We start from the raw sequence: 23,785 nt of genomic DNA, 5'->3' as shown, positions 1-23,785 counted from the left end.
TGGAGTTCAGCACTCGATGATGTTCACGGCAAGCCCGCCCCGCGCGGTCTCCTTGTACTTCACCGACATGTCCGCCCCGGTCTCCTTCATGGTCTTGATGACCTTGTCCAGGGACACCTTGTGCGACCCGTCCCCGCGCATCGCCATCCGCGCGGCGGTGACCGCCTTGACCGCGGCCATGCCGTTGCGTTCGATGCAGGGGATCTGGACGAGGCCGCCGACGGGGTCGCAGGTCAGCCCGAGGTTGTGTTCCATGCCGATCTCGGCGGCGTTCTCGACCTGTTCCGGGGAGCCGCCGAGGACCTCCGCGAGCGCGCCCGCGGCCATCGAGCAGGCGGAGCCGACCTCGCCCTGGCAGCCGACCTCGGCGCCGGAGATGGAGGCGTTCTCCTTGAAGAGCATGCCGATCGCGCCCGCGGCCAGCAGGAACCGCACGACCCCGTCCTCGTCGGCGCCCGGCACGAAGTTGATGTAGTAGTGGAGGACGGCCGGGATGATGCCGGCGGCGCCGTTCGTCGGGGCCGTGACGACCCGTCCGCCCGCCGCGTTCTCCTCGTTCACCGCCATCGCGTAGAGCGTGATCCACTCCATCGCGTGCGCCAACGGATCGCCCTCCGCCCGCAGTTGGCGTGCGGTGACGGCGGCGCGGCGCTTGACCCGCAGCCCGCCCGGCAGGATGCCCTCCCGCGACATGCCCCGCGAGACGCAGGCCTGCATCACCCGCCAGATCTCCAGCAGGCCGGCGCGGATCTCGTCCTCGGTGCGCCAGGCGCGCTCGTTCTCCAGCATCAGCGCGGAGATCGACAGACCCGTCTCCCGGGTCACGCGCAGCAGTTCGTCGCCCGTGCGGAAGGAGTACTTCAGGACGGTGTCGTCCAGCTTGATCCGGTCCTCGCCCACCGCGTCCTCGTCGACGACGAAACCGCCGCCGACCGAGTAGTAGGTCTTGGACAACAGCTCCGCACCCGCCGCGTCGTACGCCCACAGCGTCATGCCGTTCGCGTGGTACGGCAGTGCCTTGCGCCGGTGCAGGACGAGGTCGTCGTCGAAGGAGAACGGGATCTCGCGCTCACCGAGGAGCTTCAGGACCCCCGTGTCCCTGATCGCCGACACCCGCTCGTCCGCCCCCTCCACGTCGACCGTGCGCGGAGAGGCTCCCTCGAGTCCCAGCAGCACCGCCTTGGGGGTGCCGTGGCCATGGCCGGTCGCGCCCAGGGAGCCGTAGAGCTCCGAGCGGACCGAGGCGACGTCGGGCAGCAGGCCCTCGTTGCGCAGACGGCGGGCGAACATACGGGCCGCACGCATCGGGCCGACCGTGTGCGAGCTCGACGGGCCGATGCCGATCGAGAACAGGTCGAAGACCGAGATGGCCACGGGAACTCCTTGCGAAAGGGTGGGGGCACACGTCATCGGGTGCCCCCACCAGGGAACTACTTGTTCAGGCCGGGGTACAGCGGGTGCTTGTCGGCGAGCGTCTTGACCCGGGCCTTGAGGTCGTCGACGTCGTAGGACGGCTTCAGTGCGGAGGCGATCACGTCCGCGACCTCGGTGAAGTCGTCGGCGGTGAAGCCGCGGGTGGCCAGGGCCGGGGTGCCGATCCGCAGGCCCGAGGTGACCATCGGGGGACGCGGGTCGTTGGGGACGGCGTTGCGGTTGACGGTGATGCCGACCTCGTGGAGACGGTCCTCGGCCTGCTGCCCGTCCAGCTCGGACTCACGCAGGTCGACCAGGATCAGGTGGACGTCGGTGCCGCCGGACAGCACGTTGACGCCGGCCGCGCGGGCGTCCGGGGCCGTCAGCCGCTCAGCGAGGATCCGCGCTCCCTCCACCGTACGCGCCTGGCGCTCCTTGAACTCCTCGGAGGCGGCGACCTTGAAGGAGACCGCCTTGGCCGCGATCACATGCTCCAGTGGACCGCCCTGGAAGCCGGGGAAGACGGACGAGTTGAGCTTCTTCGCGAACGCCTGCCTGGCGAGGATGATCCCGCCGCGCGGCCCGCCCAGGGTCTTGTGCGTGGTGGAGGTGACGACATCGGCGTACTCGACCGGGTTGGGGTGCAGACCCGCCGCGACCAGGCCCGCGAAGTGTGCCATGTCCACCCACAGGAAGGCCTCGACCTCGTCGGCGATCCGGCGGAACTCGGCGAAGTCCAGCTGGCGCGGGTAGGCGGACCAGCCGGCGATGATGACCTTGGGGCGGTGTTCCTTGGCGAGGCGTTCGACCTCGGCCATGTCGACCAGCCCGGCGTCGTCCACGTGGTAGGCGACCACGTTGAACTGCTTGCCGGAGAAGTTCAGCCGCATGCCGTGGGTGAGGTGGCCGCCGTGGGCCAGGTCCAGGCCCAGGATGGTGTCGCCGGGCTGGGCGAGCGCGAACAGTGCGGCCTGGTTGGCGGAGGCACCCGAGTGCGGCTGGACGTTGGCGTACTCGGCGCCGAACAGGGCCTTGACCCGGTCGATGGCGATCTGCTCGGCGACATCCACGTGTTCGCAGCCGCCGTAGTAGCGGCGGCCGGGGTAGCCCTCGGCGTACTTGTTGGTCAGGACCGAGCCCTGGGCCTCCATCACCGCGACCGGCGCGAAGTTCTCGGAGGCGATCATCTCCAGGGTGGACTGCTGACGGTCCAGCTCGGCATCGACCGCCGCGGCGATCTCCGGGTCGAGCTCATGCAGGGACGTGTTCAGAACGGACATCAGGTTCTACGACTCCTCAGCCGGCGGAAAAGGCGGTGTACTCGTCGGCGGAGAGCAGGTCGGCCGGCTCGTCCGCGATACGTACCTTGAACAGCCAGCCGCCTTCGAAGGGGGCGGAGTTCACCAGCGACGGGTCGTTGACGACGTCCTCGTTGACCGCGGTGACCTCACCGGAGACCGGGGAGTACAGGTCGGAGACCGACTTGGTCGACTCCAGCTCGCCGCAGGTCTCGCCCGCGGTCACCGTGTCACCGACCTCCGGGAGCTGCACGAAGACGACATCGCCGAGGGCGTTGGCCGCGTGCTCCGTGATACCGACCGTCGAGACGCCGTCCTCGGCGCCCGACAGCCACTCGTGCTCCTTGCTGTAGCGCAGCTGCTGGGGGTTGCTCATGGCCTGAATTCTCCTGTACGCGGGGGAGTGCTGGTGGATGGGGGACCGCTGGAACTGCTGGTTGGCGCAGGTTATGTGCGCAGGGTTACGTTCTCGCTACAGAACGCGCCCGTCGTCTGATGCGCTCAGCGCATTGTCGGGGGCAACAGTCAAGTCCCCAACGACCCGAGCGAGTCCTGTACTTGCTCCGGCGGCCGGGAGGGTCGTCGTCGGACAGGCACGACCTGTCAAACTCCCCGGAGCGATCCAGGGGAGAGTCTCCCGGCTTTCAGACGGGAGAGAACTTCAATTCTGGCGCTTGTAGAACGGCAGCGCCACGACGCGGTACGGCTCGTGGGTGCCCCGGATGTCCACGCCGACGCCCGGGGTCCCCGGCGCCGAGTGGGCCGCGTCGACGTACGCCATCGCGATCGGCTTGCCCAGCGTGGGCGAGGGGGCGCCGGAGGTGACCTCGCCGATCACCTGGCCGTCGGCGACCACGGCGTACCCGGCACGGGGGACCCGGCGGCCCTCGGCGATCAGGCCGACGAGGACGCGCGGCGGCTCGTGGTTGGCGTGCTCGGCGGCCTCCCGCAGGGCCGCGCGGCCCACGAAGTCGCCCTCCTTCTCGAACTTCACGACCCGACCGAGGCCCGCGTCGAAGGGGGTCAGCTCCGTGGAGAGCTCATGCCCGTACAGTGGCATGCCCGCCTCCAGGCGCAGCGTGTCCCGGCAGGACAGACCGCAGGGGACCAGGCCGACGCCCTCGCCCGCCTTGGTCAGGGCCTGCCACAGCTCGACCGCGTGCTCGGGCTTCACGAACAGCTCGAAGCCGTCCTCGCCCGTGTAACCGGTGCGGGCGATCAGTGCCGGGACGCCGGCGACCGTGCCGGGCAGCCCGGCGTAGTACTTCAGTCCGTCGAGGTCGGCGTCGGTGAGCGAGGCGAGGATCCCCGGCGACTGCGGTCCCTGGACGGCGAGCAGCGCGTACGCGTCCCGGTCGTCCCGCACCTCGGCGTCGAAGCCGGCCGCACGCTCCACGAGCGCGTCCAGGACGACCTGGGCGTTGGAGGCGTTCGCGACCACCATGTACTCGGTCTCTTCGAGCCGGTAGACGATGAGGTCGTCGAGGATGCCGCCGTCCTCACGGCAGATCATGGTGTAGCGGGCGCGGCCCACACCGACGGAGGCGATGTTGCCGACCAGGGCGTAGTTCAGGAGGGCGGCCGCCTGCGGTCCGCTCACCGTGATCTCGCCCATGTGCGAGAGGTCGAAGAGCCCGGCCTTCGTGCGTACGGCGTTGTGCTCGTCGCGCTCGGAGCCGTAGCGCAGGGGCATGTCCCAGCCGGCGAAGTCGGTCATCGTCGCGCCGAGCGACCGATGCAGGGCATCGAGCGCGGTAAGGCGGGGTTCATTGCTCATCGGACGGTTGTCTCCCAAGGCATGACAGGCGAGGTCGTTCCTCCCCATCTGTCATCGGAACCTGAGAGGTTCGCCATGACCGCAGGGGACATGACTTGCACCTTGGGTGGAGTCGCCGGAGGGCGGCTCGCTTTTCAGATGTGCCTCGCCCGCGCGGTAACGGGGCCTGAGAGATTCAAGGGAGGGACTTGCTCCTTCGGCGCCCGGGCACTCGTACGAGGACGTACGGCCCGGAACTCTCCCGCGCGGATTCAAACGGCCGGTATGCAGTTGGCGCGGACATCATTGCACGCATCCGTCCGGCGGGGCAGGGGTGGCTCCCACAGGGGTCGCACAGACCCAACCGTCACTCGCCGCACGCTGTAGCAGGCCTGTTGCGAGAAACGGACGGAAACAAGAGGCGCCGCGGATTACCTTCTCTTTACACTCGACGGGGAAGGGAACTCGTGACCCGCCCCAGGGGAGGACGATCACGGTGAACAGGCCCACTGCGTACGCCACCACGTCGGCCGTCGCGCTGCCCGCACAGCCGGCCGCTCCGGCCCGGGAGACGTGCGCGGCGCAACCGGTCGTCCGCGACCTGCGCGACCGCGCCGGCCACAGCCCGCACGCCCTGCTCTTCGCCCCGGACGACCTGGTCGTGATCACCGGCCTGCCCGGCAGCGGCAAGTCCACCCTGATGCGGCGGGCGGTCAAGGGCGTCCGCATCGACTCCCAGGACACCCGCGACCGCTGGGACGACCGGGCGCCGCGCTTCCTGCCGTACGCGATCTACCGCCCCCTCGTCCGCGCCGCCCACTACCTCGGTCTGTTCCGCGCCCTGCGCTCCGGCAAGGGTGTCGTCGTGCACGACTGCGGCACCCAGTCCTGGGTGCGCGGCTGGCTGGCCCGCGAGGCCCGCCGCCGTGGTGGCACCCTGCATCTGCTGCTGCTCGACGTCACCCCGGACACCGCCCTGGCCGGCCAGCGCGAGCGCGGCCGCGGCGTCTCGAAGTACGCCTTCCTGCGGCACCGCACGGCGGCCGACCGGCTGATCCGCTCCGTGGCCAAGGGCGACCTGCCGCAGGGCGTCGGCTCGGCGGTGCTCCTCGACCGGGACGCGGCGGACACCCTGCGCCGGATCGGTTTCACGGGCTGACCTCAGCCGCCTCCACACCCGCTAGCCTTTTCAGCCACAGACAGGCCACAAGCGGCAGCACTCGGCAGGCGGACGGACAGATGGCATTCCCGGCACAGGCACACCCCCATCCGCACGGCGGCGGATGGCCCGGCAACGAGCTGGAGGAGGTGCTCTCGGCCTCCCTCGGCATGCCGGCGGCCGGCGGCCGGATCATCGAGGTCCTGGGCCGCAGCTTCGTCTGGGTCCCGCTGCCGAACGGCGGCGGCCCGCACAGCGGTCCACTCGACCTGCCCAGCATGGAGATCGAGGGCCAGGCGTACGTCCCGGTCTTCAGCTCCGAGGAGCAGTTCCGGCACGTCGCGGGCGGACACATGGCGTACACCATCGCGCCCGCGGTCGAGTTCGCGCGCGGTCTGCCCCCGCACATCGGGATCGCCGTGAACCCGGACGGTGTGGTCGGCGTCCCGCTCCCGCCGCCCGCCGTCGCCGAGCTCTGCCGCGTCGGCCGCACCCCGCTGGACGGCCCCAACACCGGCGGCCGCGTCAAGCTCTACGAGCCCGACTGGCAGGAGGACCCGGTCGACTTCCTCGCCACCGCCTCCGCCGAGTTCGCCGCGACCGGCGTGGTCCGCACGGCCCGCCGCTGCCTGGCCTCGATCGAGACGGCCGACCCCGTGATGTTCGTGGGAGTCGAACTCTCCCAATGGGAGGGCGACCTGCGTACCCTCCCCATGGACGCCCTGGGCCGCGCCCTGACCCGGACCCCGGTGCAGTGGCCGGTGAACCTGGTCCTGTTGGACGTAGCGGATGATCCGGTGGGCCACTGGATGCGAGAAAAAGTACGCCCGTTCTACCAAGGGGACTTGTAAACGCCGCCAGGGGCACCGACCCAGGGGCGCGGGGCTGTGTCGATTTGCGGCTCCGCCGCGTGGGCGCGATCAACCCCCACACACTCGCAGCCGACAGACCACCGCAAGCCCCGAGCTCTCACCGCTTAAGCTGTCGGCAGACACACCCAACTTTCCCGAAGGGGCGGTAGAAGGTGAGCGCGAGCGGCACCGCCGCGACCGGCCAGGTCGAGCACATGCTGCGCCAGGTGACGCCGGGGCGATACGACGCCTACGAGGCACTCCTCCGCGCCCTCGCCACCCCCTCCTCCGGCCAGATCTGGATGCTCCTCTGGCACGGCCAGTCGGGCTCGCCGGACGCCCAGTACGGAAACATGGAGGTGGGCGGGTACGGATACGCCCCGTGCGTCACCTCCGCCCAGGAACTGAGCGCCAGCGGGTGGAACCGCTCCTACGAGGTCGTCGACGGGGTCGACGTCGCCCGCACCCTCTACCCCGACCACTTCGGCCTCTGGCTCAACCCGCACGCCCCCGGCGGCGGCGTCGGCATCCCCTGGCTCGACCTGCGCCGGATCGCCACCGGTCTGGAGCGCCAGCCCGCCGGCCCGCTGCGGCTGTCGGAGCCCGGGATCGAGATTCCCCAGTTCTACGGCCTGATCGCGCAGAACGCCCACCGCACCCCGGCCGTCCGCTCGCTGCGCCGCGCCTGGGTGCAGCCCGCGCTCGGGGCGCCGTACCTCGCCATCGGGCTGGATGTGTACGACACCAGTCCGCCCGCCGTGGACTCGGTGCGGGCGATGATGCAGCAGTCCATCGGCGCGGTCCCGGACGGGCTGCCGGTGTCGACCGTCGCCATGTCCGACGAGTACGACCCGGTCGCGATGTGGATGCGCGCGAGCGCCCGCCCCTTCTACGACCGCGAGGCGCACGCGGCGGCTCCGGCCCAGGCCCCGGCGGCGGGGTACGGCTACCCTCCGGCGCCCGGCGGCTACTGATCCAGACGGTCACAGGCTCTACTGTTACGGGAGTGTATCTGCGCGCGTAGATGAGGGCAGATAGCCCCTATGAGGCCCTCATTGTCCCAACTGGTCCCCGTCCGGCCGCCGTTACCCGGCGTCCGGATAACGGAACCCTCCTAGCCGCATCACGTTTATGCATCCTTTCATCGCCAAGTCTGGCAACAGATCGCCAAAGCGTTGAAGACTCCCGCAGCAGGGGTGGGTTCGCCCCTGTGTACGACGGACTGATCACGCCGCCACAGCGGCAAGTGAAGGCCGGCTACCGCCGGTTGAGAGGGGCCCCTGCCAGATGACGGCACCATTGCACGAGCCGACCGCGGAAGCGGCCCCGAGCGCGGCCGAAGAAGCGGCGGTTATCAGCGCCGACGCCAAGGCCGTACAGGGGCGTTCCCTGGGACGGATCGCCTGGGAGCGCCTGAAGCGGGACAAACTGGCGCTCGCGGGCGGCATTGTCGTGCTCTTCCTCATCGTCGTCGCACTGCTCGCGCCGGTGATCACCAACCTGTACGGGCAGGACCCGAACACGTACAACGACAAAGACCTGATCGACCCGCTGTTCGGCACCCCCAAGGGGTCCTTCGGCGGCGTCAGCGGCGACCACTGGCTGGGCGTCGAGCCGGTCAACGGCCGGGACATCTTCGCCCGGGTCCTCTACGGCGCCCGTATCTCCCTGCTCGTCGGCTTCCTGTCCGCGATCGTCGCCGTCGTCATCGGCACGATCCTGGGCATCCTGGCCGGGTTCTTCGGAGGCTGGGTCGACTCGGCCATCAGCCGGGTCATGGACGGGCTGCTGGCCTTCCCGCAGCTGCTCTTCATCATCGCGCTGGTCTCCGTCATGCCGAACGAGATGCTGGGACTGACCGGCACCGACGTGCGCCTGTTCGTGATGATCCTGGTCATCGGCTTCTTCGGCTGGCCCTACATCGGACGCGTGGTGCGCGGCCAGACGCTCTCGCTGCGCGAGCGCGAATACGTCGAGGCGGCCCGTTCGCTCGGCGCCGGGCGGTTCTACATCCTGTTCAAGGAACTGCTGCCCAACCTGGTCGCGCCGATCATCGTCTACACGACGATGATGATCCCCACCAACATCCTCACCGAGGCGGCGCTCAGCTTCCTGGGCGTGGGCGTCAAGCCGCCCACGGCCTCCTGGGGGCAGATGCTCTCGAACGCGATCGACTACTACAAGTCGGACCCCACGTACATGGTGGTCCCGGGTGTAGCGATCTTCATCACCGTTCTGGCCTTCAACCTCTTCGGCGACGGCGTGCGGGACGCGCTGGACCCGAAGGGTTCCCGCTGAACTGCCGTACACAAAGCGTCCCGTGGCACCAACACGGGGTCTCTCTCATCAAATCCGGAGGATCCGAGATCGTGACTACCCAACGCACCTCAGGGCGGCGGAAGCAGGCGTTTGCCGCTGTCGCCGCGGTCGCCGCGCTGCTGACCACGGCGGCGTGCGGCGGCGGCGGTGATGACGGCGACGGCAACAACAGCTCCAAGGGCGCGGCCGGCTTCAACGCCGCGAACAACAAGGTCGCCCAGGCCTCGCTGGCCAAGAAGGGCGGCGAGCTGAAGTTCGCCGGTGCCCAGGACGCCGACTCGTGGGACACCACGCGTGGCTACTACGGCTTCATGTGGAACTTCGCGCGCTACTACAGCCGTCAGCTCGTGACGGGTGCCGCAGCGCCGGGCGAGAAGGGCACCGAGCTCACGCCGGACCTCGCCACCGGTCTGGCCAAGGTCTCCGACGACGGCAAGACCTACACGTACACCCTGCGTGACGGCATCACGTGGGAGGACGGCAAGCCGATCACGTCCAAGGACGTCAAGTACGGCATCGAGCGCGTCTGGGCGCAGGACGTGCTGTCCGGCGGTCCGGTGTACCTGAAGGACGTCCTCGACCCCAAGGGCGAGTACAAGGGCCCGTACAAGGACACCTCCGCGGACAAGCTCGGTCTGAAGGCGATAGAGACGCCGGACGACAAGACCATCGTCTTCAAGCTGCCCGAGGCCAACGCCGACTTCCAGGAGATCCTCGCCCTGGTCTCGGCCTCCCCGGTCCGCCAGGACAAGGACACCAAGTCCAAGTACGGCCTGAAGCCGTTCTCCTCCGGCCCGTACAAGTTCCAGTCGTACAGCCCGGGCAAGGACCTGGTCCTGGTCCGCAACGACAAGTGGGACCAGGCCTCGGACCCGATCCGCAAGGCGTACCCGGACAAGATCTCGGTCAAGTTCTTCTCGAACGCCAACGAGCTGGACTCCCGTCTGCTCGCCGGTGACTACGACCTGGACATCAACCAGACCGGTCTGTCCCCGCAGGGCCGCACCACCGCCCTCCAGGAGCACAAGGCCAACCTGGACAACCCGGTCTCCGGCTACATCCGCTACGCGGTCTTCCCGCAGACGGTGAAGCCGTTCGACAACGAGCACTGCCGCAAGGCCGTGATCTACGGTGCCGACCACGTCTCGCTGCAGACCGCGCGCGGTGGCCCGGTCGCCGGTGGTGACATCGGCACCAACATGCTCCCGCCGACCGTCCCGGGTTCCGAGGGCCAGTCCTACGACCCGTACGAGCTCGCCGGTGCCAACAAGAACGGCAACGTCGCCAAGGCCAAGGAAGAGCTGAAGGCCTGCGGTCAGCCGAACGGCTTCAAGACCACCATCGCGGTGCGTAACAACAAGCCGGTCGAGGTGGCCACCGCCGAGTCCCTCCAGGCCTCGCTGAAGAAGGTCGGCATCTCCGTCGACATCGAGCAGTACGACGGCTCGCAGACCTCCGGCATCATCGGCAGCCCCTCGAACGTGAAGAAGAAGGGCTTCGGCATCATCATCATGGGCTGGGGCGCGGACTTCCCGTCCGTCCAGGGCTTCGGTCTGCCGCTGTGGGATGGCAAGTACATCCTCGAGAGCGGTAACAACAACTTCGCGATGATCGACGACAAGAAGATCAACGGACTCTTCGACACCTACGTCAAGACGCAGGGTGACGCGGAGAAGCTGCAGCTCGCCAAGGACATCAACCACGCGGTGATGGACGGTGGCTACTACCTGCCGTTCGTCTTCGAGAAGTTCGTGAACTGGCGCGGTGACCGCCTGGCCAACGTCTACACGTCGGACAACTACAGCGGCATGTACGACTTCGTCAACCTCGGTCTGAAGTCCTCGAAGTAATCCCGGCACACCCGCCGAACGGCACGAAAGGCAGGTGAAGGCCGGCGACGTGTGATCGCGGGTCACCTGGGGGCCCCTCCCACGCCCATAAGGCAGTGGGGGAGACCGTAGGTGGCCCGCGGTCCGCGGCGGGCCGAGAGCTGTGCTCGCTTACCTCATCAGGCGGCTGTTTGCCGCCGCAGTGATGCTCGTGGTCATCATCATGGTGGTCTTCGGCATCTTCTTCCTCGTCCCCAAGTGGGCGGGTGTCGACGTCGCCCTGAGCTTCGTGGGCAAGCAGGCCGACCCCGCCGCTGTCGAGGGCGTGCGGCAGAAGCTGGGACTGGGCGACCCGATCTACGCTCAGGTCTGGGAGTTCTTCAAGGGCATCTTCGCGGGCCGCACCTATGCGGGCGGCGGCGACGTCATTCACTGCTCCGCGCCGTGCTTCGGCTACTCCTTCCGCAGCGAGCAGGCCGTCTGGCCGGTGCTGACCGACCGCTTCCCGGTGACCCTGGGGCTCGCGCTCGGTGCCGCACTGCTGTGGCTGATCCTCGGCGTCTCGGCGGGTGTGCTCTCCGCGCTCAAGCGGGGCAGCCTGTGGGACCGCGGTGCGATGGTCGTGGCCCTGTCGGGTGTCTCGCTCCCGATCTACTTCACCGGTCTGCTGAGCCTTGCGATCTTCTCCTACGGTTTGGGCTGGATCGACGGCGAGTACGTACCCCTCGAGGACAGCGTCACCGGCTGGTTCGGCGGCATGATCCTGCCCTGGATCACCCTGGCCTTCCTCTACGCCGCGATGTACGCCCGGATCACCCGCGCCACCATGCTGGAGATCCTCGGCGAGGACTACATCAGAACCGCGCGCGCCAAGGGCCTCAAGGAACAGGTCGTCATCGGCAAGCACGCCATGCGCTCCACGATGACGCCCATCCTCACCATGCTCGGTATGGACCTCGGCGCCCTCATCGGCGGCGCGATCCTGACCGAGACCACGTTCAGCCTCCCCGGCCTCGGCCAGGCGGTGCTGAACGGCATCAAGAACCAGGACCTGCCCATCATCCTGGGCGTCACCCTGATCACCTCCGTAGCCGTGCTGATCGCCAACCTCGTGGTGGACGTCCTGTACGCCGTGATCGACCCCCGAGTGAGGCTCGCATGACCGAACTCAGCAAGAGCGGAGCGGCCGTGGGCGAGCCCACCCCCGCTTCGCCCGCGCCGACCGCGTTCCTGGAAGTGCGCGACCTGAAGGTGCACTTCCCGACCGACGACGGTCTGGTCAAGTCCGTCGACGGGCTCACCTTCCAGCTGGAGAAGGGCAAGACCCTCGGCATCGTGGGCGAGTCCGGCTCCGGCAAGTCGGTGACCTCGCTCGGCATCATGGGCCTGCACACCGCCGGCCAGTACGGCAAGCGCAAGGCGCAGATCTCCGGCGAGATCTGGCTGGACGGCACCGAGCTGCTCACCGCCGACCCCGACCACGTGCGCAAGCTGCGCGGCCGTGACATGGCGATGATCTTCCAGGACCCGCTGTCCGCGCTGCACCCGTACTACACGATCGGCCAGCAGATCGTGGAGGCGTACCGCATCCACCACAAGGTCGACAAGAAGACCGCCAAGCGCCGTGCCGTGGAGATGCTCGACCGTGTCGGCATCCCGCAGCCGGACAAGCGGGTGGACAGCTACCCGCACGAGTTCTCCGGCGGTATGCGCCAGCGCGCGATGATCGCGATGTCGCTGGTCAACAACCCCGAACTGCTCATCGCGGACGAGCCGACGACCGCCCTGGACGTGACCGTCCAGGCGCAGATCCTCGACCTGATCCGGGATCTGCAGAAGGAGTTCGGCTCCGCGGTCATCATCATCACCCACGACCTGGGCGTCGTCGCCGAGCTCGCCGACGACATCCTGGTGATGTACGGCGGCCGGTGCGTCGAGCGCGGTCCGGCGGAGAAGGTGTTCTACGAGCCCCGCCACCCCTACACCTGGGGTCTGCTCGGCTCGATGCCGCGCCTGGACCGTGACCAGCAGGAGCGCCTGATCCCGGTGAAGGGCTCCCCGCCCTCGCTGATCAACATCCCGTCCGGCTGCGCCTTCAACCCGCGCTGCCCGTACGCGGACATCCCGAAGGACGACGTCACCCGCACGGTCCGCCCCGAGCTGTCGGAGGTGGGCAGCCAGCACTGGGCCGCCTGCCACATGTCGCAGGAGCAGCGGGAGCGTATCTGGATCGAAGAGATTGCGCCGAAGCTGTGAGCGAGGACAAAGTGAGCATCCCTGCGCAGAGCGAAGGCACGGTGATCACCAAGGGCGACGCCGCCCCTGGCGAGACCCTGCTGAAGGTGACCGGGCTCCAGAAACACTTCCCGATCAAGAAGGGCCTGCTCCAGCGGCAGGTCGGCGCGGTGCGCGCGGTCGACGGCATCGACTTCGAGGTCAAGTCCGGCGAGACCCTCGGTGTCGTGGGCGAGTCGGGCTGCGGCAAGTCGACGATGGGCCGGCTGATCACCCGGCTGCTCGAACCGACCGCCGGCACGGTCGAGTTCGAGGGCAAGGACATCACCCACCTCGGGGTGAGCGGGATGCGTCCGCTGCGCCGCGATGTGCAGATGATCTTCCAGGACCCGTACTCGTCGCTGAACCCGCGCCACACCATCGGCACGATCGTCGGCGCCCCCTTCAAGCTCCAGGGCGTCACGCCCGAGGGCGGCATCAAGGCGGAGGTCCAGCGGCTGCTGTCGGTGGTCGGTCTCAACCCCGAGCACTACAACCGCTACCCGCACGAGTTCTCCGGCGGTCAGCGTCAGCGCATCGGCATCGCCCGCGCGCTCGCGCTCAACCCGAAGCTCGTGGTGGCCGACGAGCCGGTCTCCGCGCTGGACGTGTCGATCCAGGCCCAGGTCGTGAACCTGCTGGACGACCTCCAGCAGGAGCTCGGACTGACGTACGTGATCATCGCGCACGACCTCTCGGTCGTCCGGCACGTCTCGGACCGGATCGCGGTGATGTACCTCGGCAAGATCGTCGAGCTGGCGGACCGCGAGTCGCTCTACAGGGCGCCGATGCACCCGTACACCAAGGCGCTCATGTCGGCGGTGCCGATCCCGGACCCGCGGCGCAAGAACGCCAAGAGCGAGCGCATCCTGCTCAAGGGCGACGTGCCCTCGCCGATCTCCCCGCCCAGCGGCTGCCGTTTCCACACCCGGTGCTGGAAGGCGACGGAGATCTGCAAGACGACCGAGCCGAAGCTCGTCGAGCTCAAGCCCGGCCAGCAGGTCGCCTGCCACCACCCGGAGAACTTCGAGGACCAGGCCCCGCAGGACACCGTCCTGCTGACGGTCGCCAAGGAGGCGGCCGAGCTGGTCGCGGACGAGGTGCTCGCGGAGTCGGCGGAGACGTCGGCGGCGGTGGCGGCGGAGGTCGCCGAGCTCACCGCCGAGGAGCCGGAAGAGCCGGAAGCTCCTTCCGAAGAGCCGGAAGCTCCTTCCAAGGAGAAGTAAGCCCTGTCAGCGAGCCCCCGCCTTCATTTGTAAGGCGGGGGCTCACTGCTGGGTGAGAATATGAGGGTGTTCCAGAACCTGTTCAGCCCCTCCGTCCAGCACACGCTCGATCTGATCGGCATCTTCGTCTTCGCGATCTCCGGCGCGCTGCTGGCCGTCCGCAAGAACTTCGACGTCTTCGGCATCGCCGTCCTCGCCGAGGTCACGGCGCTGGGCGGTGGACTGTTCCGGGACCTGATCATCGGCGCGGTACCGCCCGCGGCCTTCACGGACCTGGGGTACTTCGTCACCCCGCTGCTCGCCGCCCTGCTGGTGTTCTTCCTGCACCCCCACGTGGAGCGCATCCAGGTCGGTGTGAACGTCTTCGACGCGGCCGGCCTCGGACTGTTCTGCGTCGCCGGGACGACCAAGGCGTACGAGTACGGGCTCGGCCTCACCCAGTCGGTGACCCTCGGCCTCGCCACCGCCGTCGGCGGCGGTGTCCTCAGGGACGTGCTCGCCAACGAGGTGCCCTCGCTGCTGCGCTGGGACCGCGACCTGTACGCGGTCCCGGCGATCGTCGGCGCCACCCTGGTCGCCCTGTGCATCCGCTACGACGCCCTCACCTCGTTCACCAGCGGGCTCGCGGCCCTCACGGCCTTCGTGCTGCGGCTGCTGGCGATGCGGTTCCACTGGCGAGCTCCGCGGGCCTGGAACCGGCGCTCGACCGTGCGCGAGGAGTAGTTCCCGCCCGGCCGTGCAGCAGTCCCATCTCCTCGGTCAGCCAGCGGAACGCCGGGACCACCTGGGGCCGCCACAGCGCCATGTTGTGGCCGCCCGCACTCTTCGGGACGTAGACGGCGTGCACGGTCGTCGGCGCCTTCGCGATCTGTGCGAGGCCGGTGGCCGCCTCGTAGCCGTCGCCGGGCTGACCGGACTGGTAGAGCGCGACCGCGGGCGGGGTGCGGGCGTCGCGCAGCAGCACGTAGGGGTTGTTGGCGCGGCGCAGTGCGGGTGTCTCGGCGGCCAGTGAGTTGGGTTCGCCGATCGGGTCGTTGTAGCCGGACATGCTCACCGCGGCCCGGTAGCGGTCGGGGTGTGCGACGGCGAGCTTCGTCGCGCAGTGCCCGCCCGCCGAGTATCCGGCCACCGCCCAGCCCGCCGGACCGGCCTGGGCGCGGAAGTTGTCCGTGACCATCTTCGGCACGTCGACGCTGAGCCAGGTGTCGGCGTTCACGGTGCCCGTGATGTTGGCGCACCCGGTGTCCACCCCCGCGAGCAGGTTCATACGCGGGGCGACCATGATGAACGGCGCCACCCGGCCGTCACGCATCAGCGGCCGCAGCTGGTCCGCCGCGTGCAGCGATCCGAACCAGGCCTTCGCCGAGCCCGGGTAGCCCGACAGCAGTTCGACGACGGGGAACCTGTGGTGCCGGTAGGCGGGCCGGCCGTACTGCGGTGGCAGCCAGACGTAGACCTCGGCGTTCACACCCGACACCCGGCCCGTGAGCTGGGTCTCCCGGACTCCCCGCATCCCGGGTCCGGAGGCGTCGGTGAAGTGCTGCCGGACTCTCGGGAGCCGTTTCAGCGCGATACCGCCGGTGCCGTCGGCGCCGAGGTCCGCGGCCTGTTGGACGTGGTCGCCGGTGCCGAGCAGGTCGGCCCAGTCGTCGTACAGGTTGTTCTGGTTGTTGACCAGGACGAAGACGAGGGCGACGGCGGTCCCCTGGGCGAACACGACCATCAGCAGACGGCCCGCGGCGCGCAGGGCGCGGGGTCCGCGCAGCCGGGACCACAGGAGGAGCGGAAGGAGGACGGCGACGACGGACAGCACGATCAGTGTGGAGAGGAACGTGGTCCCGGTGAGGCTCATGCCCCTACAGAGGGGGCGGCGGGGCGCCGGGTTTACGGACGAGTGCGGACACTTACCAGGAAATTGCCCCGCTCTCACCCTCGCTTGACCGCATGCAAAGCTACCGCTTAGTAATTGGTTGTTGTACCGTTCAGCCATGCCAGAAGCAGCTACCGCCACGCAGGCCACGATCGGCGACAGCGAGTTCGACCGCGACACCGCGCTCACCCTCCGCGAGCCCGGCGTCTACGACATCGACCTCTCCGCCGGCTGGACGATCATCAGCGCCGTCAACGGCGGCTACCTTCTGGCCGTCCTCGGCCGAGCCCTCGCGGACGCCCTGCCGCACGCCGACCCGTTCACGATCTCCGCGCACTACCTGACCGCCTCCCAGCCCGGCCCCGCGGTCGTCCGCACGGACATCGTCCGCACCGGCCGCACCCTCTCCACCGGCCAGGCCTCGCTCTTCCAGTACGACGAGCAGGGCAACGAGATCGAACGCATCCGCGTCCTCGCCTCCTACGGCGACCTGGGCTCCCTGCCCGACGACGTCCGTACGACGGCGAAGCCGCCCGCGTTCCCGCCCATGGACCAGTGCTTCGGTCCCGAGACTGCACCTGATATCCGACTACCGTCGGGTGGTCCGGCCCCGGTCGACGGCAGCTCCGCCCTCACCGAACGGCTGATGCTCAAGCTGGACCCGTCGACCCTGGGCTGGGCCCTCGGCGCGCCGTCCGGCAAGGGCGAGATGCGGGCCTGGTTCGGCCTGGCCGACGGTCGCGACGCCGACCCCTTCTCGCTGCTCCTCGCGGTGGACGCGCTGCCGCCCACCGCCTTCGAGATCGGCCTCAAGGGCTGGGTCCCGACGGTCGAGCTGACGGTCCACGTCCGCTGCCGCCCCGCGCCTGGCCCCCTCCGCGTCTCGATCACCACCCGCAACCTCGCCGGCGGCTTCCTGGAGGAGGACGCCGAGGTCTGGGACAGCACGGACCGCCTGGTCGCCCAGTCCCGCCAGCTCGCCCGCGTCAGGCTCGGCTGATCCGCCGCCGGTCCAGGCTGCTCCTGGCGGGTGCCTTCCCCGCGGGAGGGATCCTGGTGGGGTGAAATCCGACCGCCTCCTGTCGATCCTGCTGCTCCTGCAGACCCGCGGCCGTGTCCCCGCGCACGAACTCGCGGAACGCCTGGAAGTGTCCGTACGCACCATCTACCGGGACATCGAGGCCCTGTCCGCCTCGGGCGTCCCCGTCTACGCCGAACGCGGGCGGCACGGTGGCATCGAGCTGCTCGCGGGATTCCGTACGGACGTCACCGGGCTGACCGCCGACGAGTCCCGTGCCCTGTTCATCCTGGCCGCCCAGGGCTCGCACGCCGCGCTCGGCCTGGACGCGGCGCTCGGCTCGGCGCTGCGCAAGGTGATGGCGGCGCTGCCCGCACCCCATCGGCCCGCCGCCGAGGCGACCGCCCGGCGCATCCTCGTCGACGCCACCCGCTGGAAGGGCGGACCGCGGGCCGCCGTCGACCTGGACGTGCTCCAGGACGCGGTCTTCGCCGACCGCCGGCTCCGGCTGCGCTACCGGCACAGCGGGCGGCGGGAACCGAGGACGTACACCGTCGACCCGTACGGTCTCGTCTCCAAGGCCGGCGTCTGGTACCTCGTCGCCGACCGGCGGAGGAGTCCGCGGCTGTACCGCGCCGACCGGGTGCGGGCGGCGACCGTGCTCGACGACCCGGTCAAACGCCGCCCTGGCGTCGAACTCGCCGACGTGTGGGAGGTGTTGCGCCGCGAGGTCGAGAAGCAGCCGGGCGGCATCGACGTCGTCGTGCGGGTCCGGCGCGACCGCCTCGACCTGTTCCTGCGGCTCAACGGCCCCTGGCTGGCCGAACTCCCCGCGGACGACGGCGAGGACGGCGGTGCGGGTGAGTGGGTGACGGTCCGGATGTCGTACGGCGAGCTCGGCGAGACCCGCCAACTGCTCCAATTCTCCGACCGGGTCGAGGTGCTCTCCCCTCCCGAAGTGCGCGAGGAACTGTTCCGGGCGGCCGCTTCTGTCACGGGCCTGTACCAGCGATCAGACGACGGGCCAGGAGAAAGTCGCAGGTCAGACGGGTCTCTTTAGAGGGGCTTTGCCTTGCGCACAGGCCGGGGACAGCGATCACTCAAGGAAGCCCTAAGCCGCGTTGATTGAGTTCCAGCCCTCAGGACTCCCTCATCCTTCTTGGAGTTGTTTCTCATGCAGCGTGTGCGTCTCATCCCCGCAGTGGCCCTGCTCGCGCTCTCGCCCCTCGCGCTGGTGGCCTGCGGCTCGGGCGACTCTTCGTCCTCCTCGAACAGCGGCAACTCCGGGCAGCAGTCGTGTCGGTCCGGTGCACCGAGTGGCAACCCGTCGGGCATGCCGAGCGGCGCCCCGTCGGGCGCACCCACCGCCAACGGCACGGCCCAGCCGTCCGGCGCGCCCTCGGGCATGCCCAGCGGCGGCCCCGGCGGGGGCGGTCAGGGCGGCGGTCCCGGCGGTGACCAGGGCGGCGGCTGCGGTGGTCCCGGCGGCGGCGCGGCGCCGAGCGGTGCCCCGACGCAGCAGGCGACGGCGTCGGCCACGAAGAGCTGACCTGCCACGTCGTACGACAGGGGCGGCACTCCCGGTGAACGGGGGTGCCGCCCCCGGGCATTGCGCTCGGTGCGGCTCAGTCGCGCCAGTGGTCCCGGCCGATGCTGATGAGCCGCATCTGGCTGGTGGCGACCTGCCGGACCCGCTCCCGCTCCTGCTCCGAGCCCTCCAGTGCCTCCAGGAACAGCGAGGCGGTGATGAGCATCTGGTCGACGTACAGGTTCGCCAGCATCAGCAGGTCGTCGTCGCTCCAGCCCTCGGACTCCACGTCCTTGGCGAGCTCGTCCTTCACCTCTTGGGCGAACCGGGCCAGTTGGCCCCGGATGGCCTCCCGCACGGGCTGGACACCGCCGTGCCGCTCACGGGCGACGAAGCGGACGTGGGCGGGGTGCGTGGCCACGTGGTGGGCGATCAACTCTACGGCGCGGACTATGCGTTCCTCGGCGTTGTCGGCCGAGGTGACCGTCGTGCGGATCAGCGGATGCAGGCTGCCCAGCGCCTCCTCGACGAGGGCGACGCCGAGGTCGGCGGTGGAGCGGAAGTGCCGGTAGAAGGCGGTCGGCGCGACGCCGATGGCACGCGTGACCTCGCGCAGGCCCAGGCTGCTCAGGCTCTGCTCCTCCAGCAGTCCCAACGCGGCGTCGAGGAGCGCCTGCCGGGTCTTCTGCTTCTGGGCCTGCCGGATGCCGAGGGTGTGACTCATGTCATCAGTAAACAACTGTTCTCTGGAATTGAGAAGTCGTAGGGCGCGCTAAGCTGGGAAGTCAGTGAACAAGTGTTACTACAACTGTTCACCGACATGTAACGAGAAGCACCACGCAAGCATCTCGGAGGGGGATCCATCCCATGCTGTTCCTCGTCGCCGCACTTCTGCTCTTCGGTGCCGTCCTGGGCACCGTCGCCCACGCGCCGTTCACCTTCACCGCCGTCGCCGCGACCGTGATCGCCGCCTGGCTCGGCATCTTCGCGCTCCGCGAGCGGCACTCCCGCCGCCACGCCTCGTCCCGCTGACCCGCCGACCCACCCGCCCTCACCGCATCCCAGGGGACTGATCACCATGCAGCTCACCGCACCGACCACCCACCGCACCCCGGTCCGCGACACCCCGGTCCGCGACGCCGACGGCATGGCCGTGGCCGCCTTCATCCTCGGCCTCGTCGGCCTCCTCGTCCTGAACGTCTTCCTCGGCCCGATCGCCATCGCCCTGGCCTCGGTCGCCCTGTGGCGCGGCACCGCCCGCCGCGGCCGCGCCTTCCTGGGGCTGGGCCTGGGCGTCGCCGACCTCCTGGTGCTGGTGGCGTTCATGCAGATGGACAGCACGGTGTCCTGGAGCTTCTAGCGCCAACCCTCGCACCGAGTCCTCTCCGCAGGGCCCGTAGAATCGGGTCACCATGGCTTACCTCGACCACGCCGCGACGACTCCGATGCTTCCCGAGGCAGTCGAGGCACTCAGCGCACAGCTGGCCGTCACCGGCAACGCCTCCTCCCTCCACGCATCCGGCCGCCGCGCGAGGCGCACCGTCGAGGAGGCCCGTGAGACCCTCGCCGAATCACTGGGCGCCCGCCCCAGTGAGGTGGTCCTCACCTCCGGCGGCACCGAAGCCGACAACCTCGCGGTCAAGGGCCTGTACTGGTCCCGCCGCGACGCCGACCCGGCCCGTACCCGGGTCCTGGCCAGCCCCGTCGAGCACCACGCCGTCCTCGACGCCGTGCACTGGCTCGGCGAACACGAGGGCGCCACGGTCGAGTACCTCCCGGTCGACGCGTACGGCCGCGTCCACCCCGACGCCCTGCGCGAGGCCGTCGAGCGCAACCCCGACGACGTCGCCCTCGCCACCGTGATGTGGGCCAACAACGAGATCGGCACCGTGCTGCCGGTCCGTGAACTCGCCGACGTGGCCCAGGAGTTCGGCGTCCCGCTGCACGCCGACGCCGTCCAGGCGTTCGGTCAGGTCCCCGTCGACTTCGCCGCTTCAGGGCTGGCCGCGATGACCGTCTCCGGCCACAAGATCGGCGGTCCGTACGGCATCGGAGCGCTTCTCCTCGGTCGTGAGTACACCCCCGTACCCGTCCTGCACGGCGGCGGCCAGGAGCGCCACGTCCGCTCCGGCACCCTCGACGTCCCCGCCGTCGCCTCCTTCGCGGTCGCGGGCCGGCTCGCCGCCGAGCAGCGCGAGTGGTTCGCCCGGGAGATCGGCGCCCTGCGCGACGACCTGGTCGAAGCGGTCCGTACGGCGGTCCCGGACGCGATCCTCGGCGGCGACCCGTCCCCGGGGGGCCGGCTTCCGGCCAACGCCCACTTCACTTTCCCCGGGTGCGAGGGCGACTCCCTGCTCCTGCTCCTGGACGCCCAGGGCATCGAGTGCTCCACCGGCTCCGCCTGCACCGCCGGCGTCGCCCAGCCCAGTCACGTCCTCCTCGCCACCGGCATCGACCCGGACCTCGCCCGCGGCACCCTCCGCTTCTCCCTCGGCCACACCTCCACCGAGGCCGACGTGGAGGCGGTCGCCAAGGCGATCGGCCCGGCGGTGGAACGTGCCCGGGCGGCGGGGCTGACCTAGGGAGCCGGAGATGTGACCTGTGTCACACCTTCACTGAGGCCTCGCGCACGAGCTTCATGTACCGGTCCCAGTCCCAGTGTTCACCCGGGTCGGTGTGGTCCGTCCCCGGCACCTCCACATGCCCGATGATGTGCTCGCGGTCCACGGGTATGTCGTAGCGCGCGCAGATCCGGGCCGTCAGCCGGGCCGAGGCCTCGTACATCTCGTCCGTGAAGTCCTCTGGCCGGTCCACGAAACCCTCGTGCTCGATGCCGACACTGCGCTCGTTGTAGTCGCGGTTGCCCGCGTGGTACGCCACGTCCAGCTCGCGGATCATCTGGGTGACCCGGCCGTTCTTGCCGACTATGTAGTGCGCGGCCGCCTGGTGGTCCGGGTCCTGGAAGGCCTTCACCGCGCTGTCGAAGCTGCCCTGGGTGACATGGACGACCACCATGTCTATGCCGTAGTCGTCGGGCCGGTCCGCGCGCCGCCAGTTGGCGTCCGAGGCCGCGACCCAGCGTGCTCCGGTGTAGTCGACCTCGCCCTCCTTGCGCGGCTTCTCCACGCCGGGCGTGCGCCACCACAGACGCGCCAGCTCGTCCCGGGCCAGCACACCGGTGCCCACCGCGGCGGCCGCCCCGCCGATCAGCAGGGCGCGGCGCCCGATCCGCCGGTCGCCGTCCTTGGATGCTTCGCTCGCCCCCATGTGATCGTCAACGGATACTCGTGGGCTCCGGTTCCCGCGCCCCCGTACCCTTGAAGAGTTATGACTCACTCCACGCAGCGCCCCCTCCGCGTCCTCGCCGCCATGTCCGGCGGCGTGGACTCCGCCGTCGCCGCCGCCCGTGCCGCGGAAGCCGGCCACGACGTGACCGGTGTCCACCTCGCCCTCTCGGCGAATCCCCAATCGTTCCGCACGGGCGCGCGTGGCTGTTGCACCATCGAGGACTCCCGCGACGCCCGCCGCGCCGCGGACGTCATCGGCATCCCGTTCTACGTCTGGGACCTCGCCGACCGCTTCCGCGAGGACGTGGTCGAGGACTTCGTCGCCGAGTACGAGGCGGGGCGCACCCCGAACCCGTGCCTGCGCTGCAACGAGAAGATCAAGTTCGCCGCCCTGCTCGACAAGGCGCTCGCGCTGGGCTTCGACGCGGTCTGCACCGGCCACTACGCCCAGGTGATCGTCCGTCAGGACGGCTCGCGCGAGCTGCACCGCGCCTCCGACATGGCGAAGGACCAGTCGTACGTCCTCGGCGTCCTCGACGAGAAGCAGCTCGCCCACGCGCTCTTCCCGCTCGGCGACACGGTCACGACCAAGGACGAGATCCGCGCGGAGGCCGAGCGCCGCGGCCTCGCGGTCGCCAAGAAGCCCGACTCCCACGACATCTGCTTCATCGCCGACGGCGACACCCAGGGCTTCCTGGCGAACCGCCTCGGCAAGGCGGAGGGCGACATCGTCGACGAGTCGGGTGCGAAGATCGGCACCCACGAGGGCGCGTACGGCTTCACCATCGGCCAGCGCAAGGGCCTGCGCATCGGCACCCCGGCCGCCGACGGCAAGCCGCGCTACGTCCTGGACATCTCCCCGGTGAACAACACCGTGACGGTCGGCCCGGCCGCCGCCCTGGACGTCGACGCGCTGACGGCCGTCAAGCCCCGCTGGTGCGGCACCGCCCCGACCGGCCCCGGCACCTACACCGCCCAGCTCCGCGCGCACGGCGGCGAGACGCAGGTGACCGCGGAGCTGGTGGACGGCGAGCTGCGGGTGTCGTTCACCGAGCCCGTCCGCGGCGTGGCCCCCGGCCAGGCGATCGTGCTGTACGACGACACGCGCGTGGTCGGCTCGGCGACGATCGCGACGACCACGCGCGCGAGGGCGGGCGCTACCGCGTGAAGTAGTCGGCCAGCACCGGAGCCAGGGCGTCCGGATCCACCATGTGGGTCTGACCCGCCAGATTCCGGTACGACCCCTCCGGCACCGCCTCCGCGACCGCCCGGGTGGCCTCCTGGAGCCACTCGGGGCTCGCACCTCCCGCGACCGCCAGGACGGGGACGGTGACCGAGGCCAGCCGGTCCCGGGGCACCAGACCGTCGCCGAGGACGGCATTGTCGTAGGCCAGACTCGGTGCGACGGCCTCCATGCCGGGCCACATGGGGGACCGGCGGGCGCCCTGGATCATCTCGTCGGGCATCTCGACGAGCCGGAGGAAGAGCTCGACCGCGTCCCCGCGCCGGCCCTGGGCCAGGGCGGCGGTCAGGTTCTCGGTGTACTCGGCCCGCCGCTTCGCACCGTGCTCGGAGAAGTCCGCGAACGGCGTCTCGTACACGGCGACCCGGCGCACCGGCAGCCCGCTCGCCGCCGCCCGGAGCACCAGCGCCCCGCCCGACGAGATCCCGTGCAGACACGCCTCGCCGCCCGCCGCACCGATCAGCGCGGCGAGGTCCTCGACCTCACGCTCCACCGCGTACGGCGCCGTGTCACCGCTCTCGCCACGGCCCCGGCGGTCGTACACGAGGACCGTGAACCGGTCCGACAGCGGCACGGCCAGTGGAGCCACCGTGCCGCCCGTCGACATCGCCCCGCTCACGAGGATCACGGCAGGGCCCTGTCCGGTGCTTTCGTAGGCGAGGGGCGTGCCGTCGCGGGAAAGAATCTTCTTGTCCATGCCGGTGAAGACTGCCA

General features: G+C 69.8%; 24 protein-coding genes and 2 riboswitches. Of the genes, 16 read left to right on the top strand and 8 right to left on the bottom strand.

Annotated features, from left to right (window positions below; translation table 11 throughout):
* Window positions 1–6: 6 nt before the first annotated feature.
* The 4 genes from QF037_RS15470 to gcvT form a co-directional block, all read right to left on the bottom strand.
* The gene (locus tag QF037_RS15470) at window positions 7–1,374 is read right to left on the bottom strand and encodes an L-serine ammonia-lyase (RefSeq protein ID WP_307025605.1); all 1,368 of its coding nucleotides are present in this window, start codon (window positions 1,372–1,374) and stop codon (window positions 7–9) included.
* A 56-nt stretch (window positions 1,375–1,430) separates the two neighbouring features.
* The gene (glyA, locus tag QF037_RS15465) at window positions 1,431–2,693 is read right to left on the bottom strand and encodes a serine hydroxymethyltransferase (protein ID WP_307025603.1); all 1,263 of its coding nucleotides are present in this window, start codon (window positions 2,691–2,693) and stop codon (window positions 1,431–1,433) included.
* A gap of 16 nt (window positions 2,694–2,709) precedes the next feature.
* Complete coding sequence (gene gcvH / locus QF037_RS15460) at window positions 2,710–3,087, bottom strand: glycine cleavage system protein GcvH (RefSeq protein ID WP_046261643.1); 378 nt, start codon at window positions 3,085–3,087, stop codon at window positions 2,710–2,712.
* A 285-nt stretch (window positions 3,088–3,372) separates the two neighbouring features.
* Window positions 3,373–4,488 (bottom strand): glycine cleavage system aminomethyltransferase GcvT, encoded by a 1,116-nt coding sequence (gene gcvT, locus QF037_RS15455; protein ID WP_307025602.1) that lies wholly within the window; start codon window positions 4,486–4,488, stop codon window positions 3,373–3,375.
* A 38-nt stretch (window positions 4,489–4,526) separates the two neighbouring features.
* A riboswitch (glycine riboswitch) is annotated at window positions 4,527–4,632 on the bottom strand.
* Window positions 4,633–4,742: riboswitch (glycine riboswitch) on the bottom strand. It lies immediately after the preceding riboswitch.
* A gap of 215 nt (window positions 4,743–4,957) precedes the next feature.
* On the opposite strand from gcvT, the gene QF037_RS15450 reads away from it, so the two are divergent.
* The 9 genes from QF037_RS15450 (at window position 4,958) to QF037_RS15410 (ending at window position 14,848) form a co-directional block, all read left to right on the top strand.
* Window positions 4,958–5,626: an AAA family ATPase gene (locus QF037_RS15450; protein WP_307037176.1), complete on the top strand. Its 669-nt coding sequence runs from the start codon at window positions 4,958–4,960 to the stop codon at window positions 5,624–5,626.
* An 80-nt stretch (window positions 5,627–5,706) separates the two neighbouring features.
* Complete coding sequence (locus tag QF037_RS15445; protein WP_307025601.1) at window positions 5,707–6,477, top strand: enhanced serine sensitivity protein SseB; 771 nt, start codon at window positions 5,707–5,709, stop codon at window positions 6,475–6,477.
* Window positions 6,478–6,650: 173 nt separating this feature from the next.
* Window positions 6,651–7,451, top strand: coding sequence for an enhanced serine sensitivity protein SseB C-terminal domain-containing protein (locus tag QF037_RS15440; RefSeq protein ID WP_266821720.1), 801 nt, complete (start codon window positions 6,651–6,653; stop codon window positions 7,449–7,451).
* Window positions 7,452–7,764: 313 nt separating this feature from the next.
* Complete coding sequence (locus QF037_RS15435) at window positions 7,765–8,775, top strand: ABC transporter permease (RefSeq protein WP_307025598.1); 1,011 nt, start codon at window positions 7,765–7,767, stop codon at window positions 8,773–8,775.
* A 71-nt stretch (window positions 8,776–8,846) separates the two neighbouring features.
* The gene (locus tag QF037_RS15430) at window positions 8,847–10,646 is read left to right on the top strand and encodes an ABC transporter substrate-binding protein (protein ID WP_307025597.1); all 1,800 of its coding nucleotides are present in this window, start codon (window positions 8,847–8,849) and stop codon (window positions 10,644–10,646) included.
* A 142-nt stretch (window positions 10,647–10,788) separates the two neighbouring features.
* Complete coding sequence (locus QF037_RS15425) at window positions 10,789–11,787, top strand: ABC transporter permease (RefSeq protein ID WP_307025596.1); 999 nt, start codon at window positions 10,789–10,791, stop codon at window positions 11,785–11,787.
* Window positions 11,784–12,881, top strand: a complete 1,098-nt coding sequence (locus QF037_RS15420) for an ABC transporter ATP-binding protein (protein ID WP_307025594.1) — start codon at window positions 11,784–11,786, stop codon at window positions 12,879–12,881. Before QF037_RS15425 ends, QF037_RS15420 begins: the two co-directional genes overlap by 4 nt.
* 11 nt (window positions 12,882–12,892) lie before the next feature.
* Window positions 12,893–14,125, top strand: coding sequence for an ABC transporter ATP-binding protein (locus QF037_RS15415; RefSeq protein WP_307025593.1), 1,233 nt, complete (start codon window positions 12,893–12,895; stop codon window positions 14,123–14,125).
* Window positions 14,126–14,191: 66 nt separating this feature from the next.
* The gene (locus tag QF037_RS15410) at window positions 14,192–14,848 is read left to right on the top strand and encodes a trimeric intracellular cation channel family protein (protein ID WP_307025591.1); all 657 of its coding nucleotides are present in this window, start codon (window positions 14,192–14,194) and stop codon (window positions 14,846–14,848) included.
* On the opposite strand, the gene QF037_RS15405 is transcribed toward QF037_RS15410, so the two are convergent.
* A complete protein-coding gene (locus QF037_RS15405; protein WP_307025589.1) occupies window positions 14,757–15,977 on the bottom strand; it encodes an alpha/beta hydrolase in 1,221 nt (406 codons plus the stop codon). The genes QF037_RS15410 and QF037_RS15405 overlap by 92 nt on opposite strands.
* A gap of 136 nt (window positions 15,978–16,113) precedes the next feature.
* Here QF037_RS15405 and QF037_RS15400 point away from each other — a divergent pair, with 136 nt between their 5' ends.
* The 3 genes from QF037_RS15400 to QF037_RS15390 all read left to right on the top strand — a co-directional run bounded on the left by QF037_RS15400 (window position 16,114) and on the right by QF037_RS15390 (window position 18,562).
* Window positions 16,114–16,995, top strand: coding sequence for a thioesterase family protein (locus QF037_RS15400; RefSeq protein WP_307025587.1), 882 nt, complete (start codon window positions 16,114–16,116; stop codon window positions 16,993–16,995).
* A gap of 61 nt (window positions 16,996–17,056) precedes the next feature.
* Complete coding sequence (locus QF037_RS15395; protein ID WP_307025584.1) at window positions 17,057–18,073, top strand: helix-turn-helix transcriptional regulator; 1,017 nt, start codon at window positions 17,057–17,059, stop codon at window positions 18,071–18,073.
* Between the two features lie 114 nt (window positions 18,074–18,187).
* Window positions 18,188–18,562 carry a hypothetical protein gene (locus tag QF037_RS15390; RefSeq protein WP_307025582.1) on the top strand — a complete coding sequence of 125 codons (375 nt, stop codon included), beginning with the start codon at window positions 18,188–18,190 and terminating at the stop codon, window positions 18,560–18,562.
* Between the two features lie 76 nt (window positions 18,563–18,638).
* Here the strand turns inward: QF037_RS15390 and QF037_RS15385 are convergent, their stop codons facing one another.
* Complete coding sequence (locus tag QF037_RS15385; protein WP_307025580.1) at window positions 18,639–19,265, bottom strand: TetR family transcriptional regulator; 627 nt, start codon at window positions 19,263–19,265, stop codon at window positions 18,639–18,641.
* Window positions 19,266–19,408: 143 nt separating this feature from the next.
* Here QF037_RS15385 and QF037_RS15380 point away from each other — a divergent pair, with 143 nt between their 5' ends.
* From QF037_RS15380 to QF037_RS15370, 3 genes are read left to right on the top strand one after another with little or no spacing between them, the layout of a single operon-like run.
* Window positions 19,409–19,573 carry a hypothetical protein gene (locus QF037_RS15380; protein ID WP_307025579.1) on the top strand — a complete coding sequence of 55 codons (165 nt, stop codon included), beginning with the start codon at window positions 19,409–19,411 and terminating at the stop codon, window positions 19,571–19,573.
* A gap of 46 nt (window positions 19,574–19,619) precedes the next feature.
* Window positions 19,620–19,901, top strand: coding sequence for a DUF4190 domain-containing protein (locus tag QF037_RS15375; protein ID WP_307025577.1), 282 nt, complete (start codon window positions 19,620–19,622; stop codon window positions 19,899–19,901).
* Window positions 19,902–19,953: 52 nt separating this feature from the next.
* On the top strand, window positions 19,954–21,123 hold the full coding sequence (locus QF037_RS15370; RefSeq protein WP_307025575.1) for a cysteine desulfurase family protein: 1,170 nt from the start codon (window positions 19,954–19,956) through the stop codon (window positions 21,121–21,123).
* Window positions 21,124–21,145: 22 nt separating this feature from the next.
* On the opposite strand, the gene QF037_RS15365 is transcribed toward QF037_RS15370, so the two are convergent.
* Window positions 21,146–21,808, bottom strand: a complete 663-nt coding sequence (locus QF037_RS15365; RefSeq protein WP_307025574.1) for an N-acetylmuramoyl-L-alanine amidase — start codon at window positions 21,806–21,808, stop codon at window positions 21,146–21,148.
* Between the two features lie 60 nt (window positions 21,809–21,868).
* Here QF037_RS15365 and mnmA point away from each other — a divergent pair, with 60 nt between their 5' ends.
* Window positions 21,869–22,996: a tRNA 2-thiouridine(34) synthase MnmA gene (gene mnmA, locus QF037_RS15360; protein ID WP_307025571.1), complete on the top strand. Its 1,128-nt coding sequence runs from the start codon at window positions 21,869–21,871 to the stop codon at window positions 22,994–22,996.
* Here mnmA and QF037_RS15355 read toward each other — a convergent pair.
* On the bottom strand, window positions 22,986–23,768 hold the full coding sequence (locus QF037_RS15355) for an alpha/beta fold hydrolase (protein WP_307037174.1): 783 nt from the start codon (window positions 23,766–23,768) through the stop codon (window positions 22,986–22,988). The two genes, mnmA and QF037_RS15355, sit on opposite strands and share 11 nt — an antisense overlap.
* Window positions 23,769–23,785: the final 17 nt, after the last annotated feature.

The sequence above is a fragment of the Streptomyces canus genome, from assembly GCF_030815415.1.
Taxonomy (GTDB): domain Bacteria; phylum Actinomycetota; class Actinomycetes; order Streptomycetales; family Streptomycetaceae; genus Streptomyces; species Streptomyces canus_F.
The sequence above is the reverse complement of the archived record's forward strand: the minus strand, read 5'-3'. Positions and strand labels throughout refer to the sequence as shown.

Coding starts and splice junctions, on each gene's coding strand:
- QF037_RS15420 (WP_307025594.1), top strand. CDS start 11,784: ATGACCGAACTCAGCAAGAGCGGAGCGGCCGTGGGCGAGCCCACCCCC.
- QF037_RS15385 (WP_307025580.1), bottom strand. CDS start 19,265: ATGAGTCACACCCTCGGCATCCGGCAGGCCCAGAAGCAGAAGACCCGG.
- QF037_RS15405 (WP_307025589.1), bottom strand. CDS start 15,977: ATGAGCCTCACCGGGACCACGTTCCTCTCCACACTGATCGTGCTGTCC.
- QF037_RS15400 (WP_307025587.1), top strand. CDS start 16,114: ATGCCAGAAGCAGCTACCGCCACGCAGGCCACGATCGGCGACAGCGAG.
- QF037_RS15380 (WP_307025579.1), top strand. CDS start 19,409: ATGCTGTTCCTCGTCGCCGCACTTCTGCTCTTCGGTGCCGTCCTGGGC.
- mnmA (WP_307025571.1), top strand. CDS start 21,869: ATGACTCACTCCACGCAGCGCCCCCTCCGCGTCCTCGCCGCCATGTCC.
- QF037_RS15375 (WP_307025577.1), top strand. CDS start 19,620: ATGCAGCTCACCGCACCGACCACCCACCGCACCCCGGTCCGCGACACC.
- gcvH (WP_046261643.1), bottom strand. CDS start 3,087: ATGAGCAACCCCCAGCAGCTGCGCTACAGCAAGGAGCACGAGTGGCTG.
- glyA (WP_307025603.1), bottom strand. CDS start 2,693: ATGTCCGTTCTGAACACGTCCCTGCATGAGCTCGACCCGGAGATCGCC.
- QF037_RS15435 (WP_307025598.1), top strand. CDS start 7,765: ATGACGGCACCATTGCACGAGCCGACCGCGGAAGCGGCCCCGAGCGCG.
- QF037_RS15365 (WP_307025574.1), bottom strand. CDS start 21,808: ATGGGGGCGAGCGAAGCATCCAAGGACGGCGACCGGCGGATCGGGCGC.
- QF037_RS15390 (WP_307025582.1), top strand. CDS start 18,188: ATGCAGCGTGTGCGTCTCATCCCCGCAGTGGCCCTGCTCGCGCTCTCG.
- gcvT (WP_307025602.1), bottom strand. CDS start 4,488: ATGAGCAATGAACCCCGCCTTACCGCGCTCGATGCCCTGCATCGGTCG.
- QF037_RS15445 (WP_307025601.1), top strand. CDS start 5,707: ATGGCATTCCCGGCACAGGCACACCCCCATCCGCACGGCGGCGGATGG.
- QF037_RS15370 (WP_307025575.1), top strand. CDS start 19,954: ATGGCTTACCTCGACCACGCCGCGACGACTCCGATGCTTCCCGAGGCA.
- QF037_RS15355 (WP_307037174.1), bottom strand. CDS start 23,768: ATGGACAAGAAGATTCTTTCCCGCGACGGCACGCCCCTCGCCTACGAA.